The organism is Streptomyces flavidovirens DSM 40150 (assembly GCF_000429085.1).
GTDB lineage: Bacteria > Actinomycetota > Actinomycetes > Streptomycetales > Streptomycetaceae > Streptomyces > Streptomyces flavidovirens.
In genome coordinates, this window is sequence record NZ_AUBE01000001.1 from 237,932 (window position 1) to 251,157 (window position 13,226).

Sequence of the window (13,226 nt, forward strand, 5' to 3'; positions counted from 1 at the left end):
GCGAGTCACCTTCCGGTGCCGCCGTAGACGACTGCCTCGTCGGAGTCGCTGTCGAGACCGAACGCGGAGTGCACGGCGCGCACGGCCTCGTTGACGTCGTCGGCGCGGGTCACGACCGAGATGCGGATCTCGGATGTCGAGATCAGCTCGATGTTCACGCCCGCGTCGGCCAGCGCCTCGAAGAAGCCCGCCGTCACACCCGGATTCGTCTTCATACCGGCGCCGACCAGGGAGATCTTGCCGATCTGGTCGTCGTAACGCAGCGAGTCGAACCCGATGGTGCTCTTCGTCTTCTCCAGGGCGTCGATGGCCTTGCGGCCCTCGGTCTTGGGAAGGGTGAAGGAGATGTCGGTCAGACCGGTCGACGCGGCCGAGACGTTCTGCACGACCATGTCGATGTTGATCTCGGCGTCCGCGATGGACCGGAAGATCGCCGCGGCCTCGCCCGGCTTGTCCGGTACGCCGACGACCGTGACCTTGGCTTCGGAGACGTCATGGGCGACTCCGGAGATGATGGCGTGCTCCACCTGCTGGTCCCCTTGCGGCTCGTTGCTGACCCAGGTGCCGCGCAGTCCGGAGAAGGACGAGCGGACGTGGATCGGGATGTTGTATCGGCGTGCGTACTCCACGCACCGGTGCAGCAGCACCTTGGAGCCGGAGGCGGCGAGCTCCAGCATGTCCTCGAAGGAGATCCAGTCGATCTTCTGGGCCTTCTTCACGACCCGGGGGTCGGCGGTGAAGACACCGTCCACATCGGTGTAGATCTCACAGACCTCGGCGTCCAGCGCTGCCGCGAGGGCGACCGCGGTCGTGTCCGACCCGCCCCGGCCGAGGGTGGTGATGTCCTTCTTGTCCTGGGACACACCCTGGAAACCGGCGACGATGGCGATGTTGCCCTCGTCGAGAGCGGTGCGGATCCGGCCCGGCGTGACATCGATGATGCGCGCTTTGTTGTGGACCGAGTCGGTGATGACACCTGCCTGGCTGCCCGTGAACGACTGGGCCTCGTGGCCCAGGTTTTTGATCGCCATGGCCAGCAGGGCCATGGAAATCCGCTCACCCGCGGTCAGCAGCATGTCGAATTCACGTCCGGCAGGGATCGGGGATACCTGCTCGGCGAGATCGATCAACTCGTCCGTCGTGTCGCCCATCGCCGAAACCACGACAACGACCTGGTGGCCGTTCTTCTTGGCATCGACGATTCGCTTGGCGACCCGCTTGATGCCTTCGGCATCGGCAACGGAGGAGCCTCCGTACTTCTGCACGACAAGGCCCACGTGCGCTCCTCGTTAGTCATTACTGCGGTCGGCTCAGTCTACCGAGCGCGCCGGTCCGGCCCACGTGATACCACATCGTGAGATGTCGCGCTCACGATCCGATCATGCGGCGGCCCTGCCCGCTCGGTGAGGATGCCTGCCCCGGACCACTCGCGGTACGCGGAACGTGGTCCGGCTCACACGGATCACGCGGATCACGCGGGCCGTCAGGTCACCGTACGCAGACCCAGCGGACCCGCGAGCTCCTCGGCCATGACCCTTCCCGCCTCCTTCTCCAGGTCCTCCTCGCCCAGGTCCTCGTCCGTGTCCAGGCCGTCCAGCTCCTGGAGCGGCTGGTCGAGGCGGACGTGCGCCACCAGGGACTGGAGGGCGCGCAGGCAGGCGGAGGCGGTGGGGCCCCAGTTGGAGAAGTACGAGAACTGCCACCACCACAGCGCTTCGCTGGTGCGGCCCGCCCGGTAGTGGGCCAGGCCGTGGCGCAGGTCCGTGATGATGTCGGCCAGGTCGTCCGAGATGCGGCAGGCGACGGGCGCCTTGCGCGGCTCGTACGGGTCGAAGACCTCGGAGTACACGTCGATCGGGTCGAGCATGACGGCGAAACGTTGCCGCAGATCGTCCGGGTCGGGCTCCGGGCCGAGGTCCGGCTCGTACCGCTCGTCCGGAACGATGTCCTCGTGCGCGCCGAGCCGGCCTCCTGCCAGCAGGAGCTGGGACACCTCAAGCAGCAGGAACGGGACAGCGCTGTCCGGCTCGTCACCCTTGGCCACTTCCGTGACGGCGACGATGAAGCTCTCGATCTGGTCGGCGATCTGGACGGCGAAATCGTCCGGGTCCTGCGCGACCGCGTGCAGCAGCTTTGCGTTGGCGTCAGACATCGAGCAATCGTCTCCCCTCGAAGGCACGGCCCAGCGTGACCTCGTCGGCGTACTCAAGATCTCCCCCGACGGGGAGTCCACTGGCCAGGCGTGTCACCCGCAGACCCATCGGCTTGATCATCCGGGCGAGGTAGGTGGCGGTGGCCTCGCCCTCCAGGTTCGGATCGGTGGCCAGGATCAGCTCGGTGACGGCACCGTCCGCGAGGCGGGCCAGCAGCTCGCGGATCCGCAGGTCGTCGGGGCCGACGCCCTCGATGGGGCTGATGGCCCCGCCGAGCACGTGGTAGCGGCCGCGGAACTCCCGCGTCCGCTCGACCGCGACGACATCCTTGGGCTCTTCGACGACGCAGATGACCGCCGGGTCGCGGCGCGGATCACGGCAGATCCCGCACTGCTCCTCCTGCGCGACATTGCCGCACACCGCGCAGAAACGGACCTTGTCCTTGACCTCGAGGAGGGCATGGGCGAGGCGGCGTACATCGGTCGGCTCGGCCTGGAGGATGTGGAAGGCGATCCGCTGCGCGCTCTTGGGACCGACGCCGGGCAGCCTGCCCAATTCGTCGATGAGGTCCTGGACCACGCCTTCGTACAACGGATTGCCTTCCTTGTCCTGCCGGTCTTGCGGTCTTGCGGTCTTGCCTGGTACGTACGGTAGTTGCTGCGGGGCCGCCTTAGAAGGGCAGTCCCGGCATCCCGCCGAGCCCCTGGGCCAGCGGGCCGAGCTTCTCCTGCTGGAGCTGCTGCGCGTTCTCGTTCGCGGCCTGGACCGCGGCGACGATCAGGTCCGCGAGGGTCTCGGTGTCTTCCGGGTCGACCGCCTTGGGGTCGATCACCAGGGCACGTAGCTCGCCGGAGCCGTTGACGGTCGCCTTGACCAGGCCGCCGCCGGCCTGGCCGTCGACGTCGGTCCTGGCAAGCTCCTCCTGCGCCTTGGCGAGGTCCTGCTGCATCTTCTGGGCCTGCTGAAGCAGCTGCTGCATGTTGGGCTGGCCACCACCGGGAATCACGGTCACTCCTGGCACTTCGACGACGATTGTTTCGGTAAGGCGAGCCTACGTGTTCGCCGGGCGCCGTGCCCCATGCCGTACGAAGCGACTCTTTCGAGTGAGACCTGGGGGCTCGTGCGGCTGACCACGACGCGGTTCGGGCTGGAAATACCGGTATATCGGCCCCACGGCCCACCATTCGGCGGTAGGAAGGGCATGCGTATGCACTGCGTCACAGCACGTCGCACCATGTCACAGCACGCCGCAGCACGTCGCACCACGCCACACCAGCCGCACCACGTCGCACCACGTCGCACCAGCCGCACCACGTCTCGCAATGTCACGGACAGAGCGCAAGCGCAGAGGAGTGCCCGGTGAGCCAGCCGGAGATGCAGCCCGAGGGGCCCGCCTGGAGGGAGGGCGGGGGTGCGACCGAGCAGTCGCACGACGAGGACGATCTGACCGGGCGGCCGTTCCCGCTCGGCGACTGGGGCGAGCCGGCGGAGCGTCTCGACGAGCTCTACCGGTGGGTGGAGGCGGGCGCGCTGCACACGGCCGACTGGTACCTCGCCGACCGGGCCCGCAAGCGCCGCGCGGCGCGCGCGCTGCGGACGGGCACGGCCGCCGGTGTGATCGTCGGGGCCGCGCTGCCGCTCGTCGATCTGGCGGGGGCGGTGGACGGCGCGGCGGGCTGGGGTTACCTGTCGCTGCTGCTGGGAGCCGCGTGCGTGGCCTGCGACCGGTACTTCGGGCTCACGTCGGGGTGGATGCGGGACCTGGCCGCGGCGCAGGCGGTGCAGCGGCGGTTGCAGGCGCTCCAGTTCGACTGGGCGTCGGAGAGCGTACGGGAGATGCTCGGGCCCACGGAGGGGACGGCGAGCGAGGCGGCCGAGCGCTGCCTCGGCATTCTCCGGCGGTTCTCCGAGGACATCTCGGAGCTGGTGCGGTCGGAGACGGCGGACTGGATGGTGGAGTTCCGGGCGGGGCCGGCGCCGTTGGTGATGCAGTCGGCGGGGGCGCCGGGTGGGGTGGGGCGGCCGGACGGGAGCGCGTCGGTGGGGCGGTACCCGTTGCCTCCGGGTGCGCGGCCGAACATGCCTCGGCAGCGGCCGCCGGAATCGCCCCGCTGAGGGTGGGCGGGGGTGCGGGAGGCCGCTGCGCGGGGCTTTCCCCGACCCGCCCCTTCCCGAACTGGGGCGCCGCCCCAGACCCCGGTCCTCAAACGCCGGACGGGCTGAAGTGGCCAGGGGTCTTCCGGGGCTCCGCCCCAGGCCCCGGTCCTGAAACGCCGGACGGGCTGAGGTAGCCGGGGGTTGCCGGGGCTCCGCCCCAGGCCCCGGTCCTCAAACGCCGGACGGCTGGAAACGGGTGGGTGCCACCGGACGGCTGGAAAGGGGTGGGTGTCGGCGGGCGGGATCGATGTGGCCGGGTTTTCCGGGGGTCGGTCAGCTGAATATGATCATGGAGCCTTGGCCTAGGCTGCGGGTCGCTGCCGCGTGCAGGCCCAGCCAGACGTGGCGTTCGCGGGCGAAGGGGCTGTCGTCGTACGGAAGAGCGCCGGCCGGCTCCTCCAGGGTGGTCGGGCGCTCGGGCGGCCGGGGCGCCGACGGTGGGTTCGCCGGGTCGATGCCGATCGCGGGGGCGACGAATTCCAGCTCCCGCAGCAGGCCCTGCGTGGAGCCCAGGGGTCCACCGCCCGCCAGGAGTTCCTCGTTGGACAGGGGCGCCGCGTAGTCGACCGGGACATACGCGCCCGCGTGGTCGTAGTGCCAGACCAGGTGGGACTGCTGCGCTGTCGACTCGAACATCTCCAAGAGCTGCTCGTAGTCGCCGCCCAGGGCGTCCACCGGCGTCACTTCGAGACCGCAGAGCTGGAGCAGGTACGCGCGCCGCAGGAAGTGCAGGGCGTCGTAGTCGAAGCCCGCCACCGGGGCGACATCGCCCGAGAGGCCCGGCATGTAGGCGAAGACGGGAACGGTCGGCAGGCCCGCGTCGGTGAGGGCCTTGTCGTACGACGCGATCTCTTCGGCGAAGGGGTTGTCGGGGCTGTGGCACAGCACATCGACGAGGGGGACCAGCCACAGGTCACAGGCCACGTACGGCTCGCTCTCCACTGGATTCGTGCGACGGTCCAGGCAGCGTAGTGCTACCAAGTCGCCGCGCACAGTTGGCGGGCGTACAGCGGTCTCCTCAACTGCCGCTGCCCACGTCCCAGATCCAGGCCCCGCCCTCCGGCTTTCCCGGCTGCCCGAGCAGCCGCGACACCGCGTCGCGCAGCGCCGGAGCGTTGTCCTGCGGCGCGAGTACGACGACTCCCGCCCGCCAGAATTCAAGGTCGGCGCGTGCCTGGGCCTGCCAGTTGGCGCCGATCACCGGGACGGGGCCGCCGTAGCGGATGTCGCGCAGGAGGTTGGAGGTGTGGCGGGGGGACGCGCCGTAGATGCCGATGCGGTCCGGGCCCCAGGGGCCGTTGAAGTAGCCGCCGGGGACCGCGAAATCAGGTGCTGTGGCGGACTGCCAGTGCAGTGCCTCCGCGTTGCCGGCGTCCGGGAGCGGGACGGGGACCACCGATTCGCCCTCGGCGACGTACGACCTCCACCTGCCCTCCGCGATGAACGCGGGGACTTCGGGGCGCTCCCGCACCGGCATCGGCGTCGGCACGATCGGCAGGAGCGCGAGGGCGATCGCGGTGAGCCCCAGGGTGCGCGAGAGGCGGTCGGGAGCGGTGCGGACACGGTCCGCCGCCAGCGCCACCAGGATGCCCAGCACCGGGGCGCAGATCATCGCCACCCGCGACTCGATGACCGACTCGAAGAGCGGCTGGTGGGCGAGGGCCCGCCACGGTCCCGGCAGGATCACCTCGGTGTACGGGATGCGGAACCTGGGGCCGAGTGAGAGAAGCGCCGCGGCCAGGCCGGTGAAGGTGAGCGACTTGACCAGCGGCAGCCGCCAGAGGGCCAGGACGATGGCGAAGGCGAGGCCGGCCAGCGGCCAGCCGTAGAAGGCGTTCTGCTCGGTGCGGTTCATGGCGAGCGGGTCGGCCCGTGCCTCGTCGCCGAGCAGCGCGCGCCCGGAGAACTCCAGGAAGGCGAGCGGGCTGTTGCCGGCTTTGTCGCCGTGCAGCACGCTGTGGTAGCTCTGCGGGCCGAAGAACTGCCAGTACAGCGGGAAGGCGACCAGCGGTACGCACACGGCGGCCGCCACCCCGAGCCCCCTGAGCAGCGGGCGCCACGCCTTTCGCGCCACTTCGCGGTGCGCGAGGGCGTACGAGAGGGCGAAGAGCAGCATGCCCATGGCGGCGAGGAGGAGCGGCTCCTCACCGAGGAAGATCTGGTACGTCGCGAACAGGCCGAGCAGGACGCCGTCGCGTACGACCCTCTCGCCCTCGCAGAGCCGCAGCGCCCGGTCGGTGATCACCGGGATCATGAAGAGCACGGTGAAGTTGGGGTGCGCGTTGGCGTGCGAGATCATCGGCGGCGCGAAGGCGCACAGCGCGGCGCCGGCGGCCGCCGCCCAGCGGTTGCGTACGAGCCGCTTTGCGATCAGCCAGTACCAGGCGACGGCGGTCGCGGCGAGGCCGCCGGTCAGGACGAGCGCCCAGGTCATGGTCGGCCCGAAGGCCAGCGTCACGGGGATGAACGGTACGGACAGCCCGAGCATGACCGTGTTCGCCATGAGGTTCACGCCGTCGGGATAGTTCTGCGCGGTCGTGAAGAGCGGGTTCCGCAGGTGGGTGATGTTGTCGGCGGTGACCGCGAAGAACCACTCCCACTGGTTCTGGTCCTGCCCGGAGTCGGCCAGATAGCGACGGTCCAGGTCCGCCCACAGCCCCTTGTAGAGCAGCACGGAGGCGAGGAGGAAAAGGGCGGCAACAGCAACATCGACGCGCCGGATCCGGCGGGCCTTCAGCCGTACGAGCTCGAAAAGCACCTTGGCGTAGTCGGCCGGCCTGACCTTGGAGCCCTCCTGGTGGGCCCAGCGGACCGGGACCTCGGCCACCGGCCAGCCCGCCCGCCGGAAGAACTGCAGTATCTCCACGTCCGTCCCCCACCCGTCGAGACGGGCGTCGGCGAAGGCGGTCCGCGCCTTGTCGCCGTCGAAGAGCTTGAAGCCGCACTGGGTGTCCCGTATGCCGGGCACGGCGACGGCCCGTATGAGCCGGTTGCCCATCCGTCCGAGCCACTCGCGCAGGCGCCGCTGGTGTACGTCGATGGACGAATCGGGGTGGGCGCGCGAGCCTATGGCGGCGGCGAGCCCTTCGCCGTCCTGGGAGAGTTCCTTGTCGAGGCGGTCGAGTTCCTCGATGGGGGTGGCCAGGTCCGCGTCCGTGACGAGCACCCGGGCGCCGCGCGAGGCGATGACGCCTCGGCGCAGGGCGTGGCCCTTGCCGCGGTTGCCCCTCTCGTCGGCCTCCACCAGCAGGATGCGCGGCTCGCGGGCGGCGGCCGCCCGTACCGCGTCGGCCGTGCCGTCCGTGGAGCCGTCGTCGACGACGATCAGCTCCCAGCGGCTCCAGCGGCCGGGGTGCGCGTCCAGGTGGGCGCAGATCGCCTCCAGGGTGGGGCCCAGGCGCCGTTCCTCGTTGTACGCGGGAACGACGACCGTCAGGTCGGCTCTCACTGCTGCGGCCGCTCCGGCCGCTCGCCGCTCTCGAGTCGCTCGGCCCAGGCCAGCATCTGCGCGTGATACGCCGCGATGACGGCCCGTACCGCCTCGGCGTCCCCCCGCGTCACCGCGTCGACGACTTCCGAGTGGCCGTTCCACATCCGGGCCCTGAGGCTCGGGTCTCCGCGCAGGTACGGGACGGAGAAGACCCAGCAGCGCAGCCGGAGCTGGTGCAGGAAGCCGGAGATGTGCGGGTTGTCGTTGAGGGCGCCGAGCTCGCGCCAGAAGCGCAGGTCGTACCCGATGAAGATGTCCAGGTCGCCCGCGCGGGCCGCCCGCGCCGCCTCTTCGGCCCGGCGCCTGATGGCCATGAGCACGTCCGCGCAGGCGCCGCTCCAGCCGCCTGCCACCAGCTTGCGGAAGAGGCCGTCGGTGATCAGGGAACGGGCTTCGACCATGCCGCGGAAGTCCGCCACGGAGATCTCGCGGACGCGGAAGCCGCGGTGGTGGTCGCAGTCGAGGAGGCTCTGTGCCGCCAGGTCGACGAGCGCTTCCCTGACGGGGGTCGCGGAGACCCCGTACTGGTCGGCGATCTGCTTGACGGTGAATCCCTGCCCCGGCCGCAGACGGCCGGCGAGCACCTCGTCACGCAGCGCGTCGGCTATCTGCTGCCGCAGGGTGTTGCGGGTGACAGGTCCGCTCGCGGGCATGGCGTCTTTCCCCTTCGTATGGCTCCGGACACCTTAGGCGGTGCGGCCGGGAGCCTGCCGGAGGGTGTCGTACGCGGGCAGGGGCCGGGGCCCCCGCCCGCGCGGTCGGCGCCGGCTGTCAGGCGGCGGTGGTGTGTTCGTCCGCCGCCGACAGGGCGATGTCCAGGACGGCCAGACCCTCCTTCGCCTCCCCCTCGGTGACGTTGCAGGGCGGGACGACGTGCGTGCGGTTCATGTTGATGAAGGGCCACAGGCCGTTCTTCTTGCAGGCCGCGCCGAACGCCGCCATCGGGGCGTTGTCCGCGCCCGACGCGTTGTACGGGACGAGCGGCTCGCGGGTCTCGCGGTCCTTGACCAGGTCGAGGGCCCAGAACATGCCCGTACCACGGATCTCGCCGATGCTCGGGTGGCGCTCGGCCAGCTCGCGCAGGCCGGGGGCGATCACCGTCTCGCCGATGTGCGCCGCGTTCTCGACGACCCGCTCCTCCTCCATCACCTGAATGGTGGCGACGGCGGCCGCACAGGCCAGCGGGTGGCCCGAGTACGTCAGACCGCCGGGATACGGCCGCTTCTCGAAGGTCTCGGCGATCGCACCGGAGATCGCCACACCCCCGAGAGGCACGTAACCGGAATTGACCCCCTTCGCGAAGGTCATCAGGTCCGGTACGACGTCGAAGTGCTCGGAGGCGAACCACTTGCCCGTACGGCCGAAGCCCGCCATGACCTCGTCGAGGACGAAGACGATGCCGTACCGGTCGCAGATCTCGCGTACGCCCGCGAGGTAGCCGGGCGGCGGCGTCATGATGCCCGCCGTGCCCGGAATGGTCTCCAGAACGATCGCGGCGATGGCGGCCGGCCCCTCGAAGGCGATCGTGTCCTCGAGGTGCTGGAGCGCGCGGGCGCACTCCTGGGCCTCGGTCTCGGCGTAGAAGGCCGACCGGTACAGGAACGGCGCCCAGAAGTGGACCGTCCCCGACGTGCCGTTGTCGGACGCCCAGCGGCGCGGGTCGCCGGTCAGGTTGATCGCGGTCGTCGTACCGCCGTGGTACGAGCGGTAGGCGGCCAGGACCTTGTGGCGGCCCGTGTGCAGACGGGCCATGCGGACGGCGTTCTCGATGGCCTCGGCGCCGCCGTTGGTGAAGAAGATCTTGTCGAGGTCACCGGGGGTGCGCTCGGCGATGAGGCGTGCGGCCTCGGAACGCGGCTCGACGGCGAAGGCGGGCGCGAAGGTGGAGAGCTTCGCCGCCTGCTCCTGGATCGCCGCGACGACCTTCGGGTGCTGGTAGCCGATGTTCGTGAAGACGAGGCCGCTGGTGAAGTCGAGGTAGCGGTTGCCGTCATAGTCCCAGAAGTACGAACCCTCGGCGCCGGCGACGGCGAGCGGATCGATCAGACCCTGGGCGGACCAGGAGTGGAACACGTGCGCGCGGTCTGCGGCTTTCACGGCCGCGCCGGACTGCGAGTGGGCATGAGGGGTCATGGCCCCAGGGTAGGGACGCGCTGGTGGGAGCCGACATGGCCACCTTGTATGGCCTGCGCCACTTTGGTGGGCAGGGTGTCGATGGATCCCGACACTCCATTGACAACACACTGTCACAGTGACAGCATCCTGCCGTAGCAGTCGATCCGAGGAGACCGTCATGGCAGACAGGACCGTGCACCTCGCCGTTTACGACACGTTCGCCGACTGGGAGACGGGCCACACCACCGCCCACCTGGCCCGGAACGGCCACACCGTCAACACCGTCGCAGCGACCGACGCCCCCGTCACGACCATGGGCGGCGTACGCATCCAGCCCGACCTCACGCTCGACGACCTGAACCCCGAGGACAGCGCCCTGCTGGTCCTCACCGGCGCGAGCCTGTGGGACACGTCCGACGACCTCGCCCCCTTCGCCCGCAAGGCACGCGCGTTCCTCGACGCGGGCGTACCGGTCGCGGCGATCTGCGGCGCGACGGCCGGCCTGGCACGCGAGGGCGTACTCGACGACCGCACCCACACCAGCGCCGTCCCCTTCTACCTCGCCGCCACCGGCTACAAGGGCGGCGACCACTACCGCGACGAGGACGCCGTCACCGACGAGGAAGGCCTCCTGATCACGGCCGGGCCCACCGAGCCGGTCGCTTTCGCCCGCGAGGTGTTCGCGCGGCTCGGCGTGTACGAGGGCGAGAAGCTCGACGCCTGGTACCGGCTGTTCCACGATTCCGACGCGTCCGCCTTCGAGGTGCTGGAGTCGTGAGCGGCACCCCGGAGCAGGAGCTGCTCAGCCGTACCGCGCTCGGCACCTTCCGCCTCAACGGCCAGTTCCTCGCGCTCTCCGAGGAACTGGCCCGCCCGGCCGGGCTGACCGCCGCCTGGTGGCAGGTCATCGGCGCCGTACTGCGCGATCCACTGCCGGTGGCCGGCATCGCCCGCACCATGGGGATCACCCGGCAGAGCGTGCAGCGCATCGCCGACCTGCTCGTCACCAAGGGCCTCGCGGAGTACGTCCCCAACCCCGCCCACCGCAGAGCCAAACTGCTGCGGCCCACCGAGGCGGGCCGGGAGGCCGTACGGAAGATAGAGCCGGGGCACGCGGCGCTCGCGGCGCGGCTCAAGGCGGAGCTGGGCGAGAAGGGCTTCGCCGAGACGGTACGCGTACTGGAGCGGCTCTCCAGGGCGCTGGACGCGGTGGCGGAACCGTAGGCCGCTTCGCACCCGTCCTTGTCGTACCGGCGCACTATCCTCAGGCAACTGGGGGAGTTCTCGGGGGAGGGGTGGCGCTGCCATGGAGAAACTGGGACCGGCCGACCCACAGCAGATCGGCGCCTACCGGCTGTTGGCGCGCCTCGGCGCGGGCGGGATGGGGCAGGTCTATCTGGCCCGCTCGGGCCGTGGCCGTACGGTCGCCGTCAAGCTGGTACGCCGAGAGCTCGCCGAGCAGGAGGAGTTCCGCGCCCGCTTCCGCCAGGAGGTGGCGGCGGCGAGACGGGTCGGCGGCCGGTGGACGGCGCCGGTGCTCGACGCGGACACGGAAGCGGTGGTCCCCTGGGTGGCCACCGGCTACGTGGCCGGCCCGGACCTCCACACGGTCGTCAGCGCCGACGGCCCGCTCCCGGAGCGCTCCGTCCACATCCTGGGGGCAGGGCTGGCGCACGCACTGCGGGACATCCACACGGCTGGTCTCATCCACCGCGACCTGAAGCCGTCCAACATCCTGATCACCATCGACGGCCCGCGCGTCATTGATTTCGGCATCGCGCGCGCCCTGGAAACGGTCACGGAGGCGGCCGGCCTCACCAGAACCGGCGCCCTGGTCGGCTCCCCCGGCTTCATGGCCCCGGAACAGGTCCGCGGTGAGCGCATCACACCGGCCTGCGACATCTTCTGCCTGGGCTCGGTCATGGCCTACGCGGCGACGGGCCGCCTCCCCTTCGGCACGGCCGACAGCGGAGTCCACGCCCTGATGTACCGCATAGCGACCGAACCGCCGACGCTGGACGGCATCCCGGAGGGCCTCCAGGACCTGATCGGCTCCTGCCTGCACAAAGACCCCGCGGCACGCCCTTCCCTCGCCCGGGTGCTGGAGCGCACCCGTGGCGGCGACAGCGGCGACCCCTGGCTCCCGGCGGCCCTGGTGGCCCAGCTCGGCCGCCACGCCATAGAGCTCCTGGAGGTCGAGAACCCGGCCGACACCACCACGACCCCGGCGGCCGGACCGCCCGGAGCCCCCGGCCTCGCGCACGACGGCGCCGGGAGGGGACGTGCCGGGGTGCTCCCCGCAGGGCGTCGAACGCAACCCCCGCGAACGAACCAGGACCTGCCCGAAGGTTCGGCGCCCGAGGAGACGCCCCGGAACGGCACCGGCCCCTCGGCCCCGGCTTCCGGGGCCACCCCCGGCCCGCATGCGACCCCGACAGTCGTCACACCGCCCACCGCGCCCCCGCCGCCGGGCGCCCTCCCACCACTGCCCGCCGGCTACACGCTGCCACAACCGCACCACGCCCAGCCACACACCCCACCGCCGCACCACGCCCAGCCGCACACCCCACACCCGCACACCCCACCGCCGCACCACGCCCAGCCGCACCACCAGCCGCACACCGCACCCGGCGGCTACGGCTACCCCACGCCGCAGTACCTCTACCAGCCACCGGCCGCCGCCGCCCCCGAACCACCACACCGCAGCAGCCGTTCGACGGCCGCCCTGATCGCGGTGGCGCTGGTCGTCGCGCTCACCGCGGGCGGCTCCGTGTACGCCTTCATGACCGCCGACGACGAAACACCGCACACGGACACTTCGGCCACGGACAACCGCGACCACGCCTCCCCACCCCCCGCGAGCGAGAAAACCACCACCCCCTCGCCCACAGCCACCACCCCCTCCCCCTCCCCCACCACCGCTGACGCCTCCATACCCGCCGAGTACCTCGGCACCTGGAGCGGCGGCCTGGACGGCGCGGCGGGCCGCAGCACGCGACGCCTGGTCATCCAGCAGGGAAAGACCGGCGACACGGTCCTGTCCCTCACCGCCGAAGGACCGGCCGCAGGCGGCGGCACGTACCACTGCGTCTTCGAGGCGGAACTGACCGCGCCGCCGCGCGGCACCGGCTCCCCCCTGCGCATCGGCCCGTCCAGGGTCACCGTCGGCGAGCCCATGAGCTCCTGCTCACCGGGCGCCGCCACGGAGGTGACCCTGCTCCCCGACGGCCGCCTGCGCCGGGTGAACCCGGCCACCGGCGAGTCCCTCACGTACGTGAGATCAGGCTGACGCCGGTACGACGCGGGGCCCC

12 protein-coding genes are annotated in these 13,226 nt (G+C 71.0%); 4 read left to right on the plus strand and 8 right to left on the minus strand.

Annotation, left to right across the window (positions count from 1 at the left end; genetic code table 11):
• Positions 1-5 precede the first annotated feature (5 nt).
• The 4 genes from G412_RS0101115 to G412_RS0101130 all read right to left on the minus strand — a co-directional run bounded on the left by G412_RS0101115 (position 6) and on the right by G412_RS0101130 (position 3,159).
• Positions 6-1,277: an aspartate kinase gene (locus G412_RS0101115; RefSeq protein WP_028810452.1), complete on the minus strand. Its 1,272-nt coding sequence runs from the start codon at positions 1,275-1,277 to the stop codon at positions 6-8.
• A gap of 206 nt (positions 1,278-1,483) precedes the next feature.
• Positions 1,484-2,152: a DUF5063 domain-containing protein gene (locus tag G412_RS0101120; protein ID WP_028810453.1), complete on the minus strand. Its 669-nt coding sequence runs from the start codon at positions 2,150-2,152 to the stop codon at positions 1,484-1,486.
• The gene (recR, locus tag G412_RS0101125; RefSeq protein ID WP_028810454.1) at positions 2,145-2,744 is read right to left on the minus strand and encodes a recombination mediator RecR; all 600 of its coding nucleotides are present in this window, start codon (positions 2,742-2,744) and stop codon (positions 2,145-2,147) included. Before recR ends, G412_RS0101120 begins: the two co-directional genes overlap by 8 nt.
• 79 nt (positions 2,745-2,823) lie before the next feature.
• Positions 2,824-3,159, minus strand: coding sequence for a YbaB/EbfC family nucleoid-associated protein (locus tag G412_RS0101130; protein WP_078606709.1), 336 nt, complete (start codon positions 3,157-3,159; stop codon positions 2,824-2,826).
• 353 nt (positions 3,160-3,512) lie between these two features.
• Here G412_RS0101130 and G412_RS0101135 point away from each other — a divergent pair, with 353 nt between their 5' ends.
• Positions 3,513-4,268 (plus strand): SLATT domain-containing protein, encoded by a 756-nt coding sequence (locus tag G412_RS0101135; protein WP_028810456.1) that lies wholly within the window; start codon positions 3,513-3,515, stop codon positions 4,266-4,268.
• A gap of 315 nt (positions 4,269-4,583) precedes the next feature.
• Here G412_RS0101135 and G412_RS0101140 read toward each other — a convergent pair whose 3' ends face one another.
• The 4 genes from G412_RS0101140 to G412_RS0101155 form a co-directional block, all read right to left on the minus strand.
• Positions 4,584-5,234: a hypothetical protein gene (locus G412_RS0101140; RefSeq protein WP_028810457.1), complete on the minus strand. Its 651-nt coding sequence runs from the start codon at positions 5,232-5,234 to the stop codon at positions 4,584-4,586.
• A 94-nt stretch (positions 5,235-5,328) separates the two neighbouring features.
• The gene (locus G412_RS0101145) at positions 5,329-7,758 is read right to left on the minus strand and encodes a dolichyl-phosphate beta-glucosyltransferase (RefSeq protein ID WP_028810458.1); all 2,430 of its coding nucleotides are present in this window, start codon (positions 7,756-7,758) and stop codon (positions 5,329-5,331) included.
• Positions 7,755-8,453 (minus strand): GntR family transcriptional regulator, encoded by a 699-nt coding sequence (locus G412_RS0101150; protein ID WP_028810459.1) that lies wholly within the window; start codon positions 8,451-8,453, stop codon positions 7,755-7,757. Before G412_RS0101150 ends, G412_RS0101145 begins: the two co-directional genes overlap by 4 nt.
• 118 nt (positions 8,454-8,571) lie before the next feature.
• Positions 8,572-9,933, minus strand: a complete 1,362-nt coding sequence (locus tag G412_RS0101155; protein ID WP_028810460.1) for an aspartate aminotransferase family protein — start codon at positions 9,931-9,933, stop codon at positions 8,572-8,574.
• A 160-nt stretch (positions 9,934-10,093) separates the two neighbouring features.
• Between G412_RS0101155 and G412_RS0101160 the strand changes: the two genes are divergently transcribed.
• From G412_RS0101160 to G412_RS0101170, 3 genes are all read left to right on the plus strand, one after another.
• Positions 10,094-10,693: a DJ-1/PfpI family protein gene (locus tag G412_RS0101160; RefSeq protein ID WP_028810461.1), complete on the plus strand. Its 600-nt coding sequence runs from the start codon at positions 10,094-10,096 to the stop codon at positions 10,691-10,693.
• The gene (locus tag G412_RS0101165) at positions 10,690-11,139 is read left to right on the plus strand and encodes a MarR family winged helix-turn-helix transcriptional regulator (RefSeq protein ID WP_028810462.1); all 450 of its coding nucleotides are present in this window, start codon (positions 10,690-10,692) and stop codon (positions 11,137-11,139) included. The genes G412_RS0101160 and G412_RS0101165 overlap by 4 nt, the downstream gene beginning before the upstream one ends.
• An 82-nt stretch (positions 11,140-11,221) precedes the next feature.
• Entirely contained in the window at positions 11,222-13,204 is a 1,983-nt protein-coding gene (locus tag G412_RS0101170; protein WP_028810463.1) for a serine/threonine-protein kinase, read from the plus strand.
• The last annotated feature ends 22 nt before the right edge of the window (positions 13,205-13,226 follow it).

Coding starts and splice junctions, on each gene's coding strand:
- G412_RS0101150 (WP_028810459.1), bottom strand. CDS start 8,453: ATGCCCGCGAGCGGACCTGTCACCCGCAACACCCTGCGGCAGCAGATA.
- G412_RS0101155 (WP_028810460.1), bottom strand. CDS start 9,933: ATGACCCCTCATGCCCACTCGCAGTCCGGCGCGGCCGTGAAAGCCGCA.
- G412_RS0101120 (WP_028810453.1), bottom strand. CDS start 2,152: ATGTCTGACGCCAACGCAAAGCTGCTGCACGCGGTCGCGCAGGACCCG.
- G412_RS0101160 (WP_028810461.1), top strand. CDS start 10,094: ATGGCAGACAGGACCGTGCACCTCGCCGTTTACGACACGTTCGCCGAC.
- G412_RS0101170 (WP_028810463.1), top strand. CDS start 11,222: ATGGAGAAACTGGGACCGGCCGACCCACAGCAGATCGGCGCCTACCGG.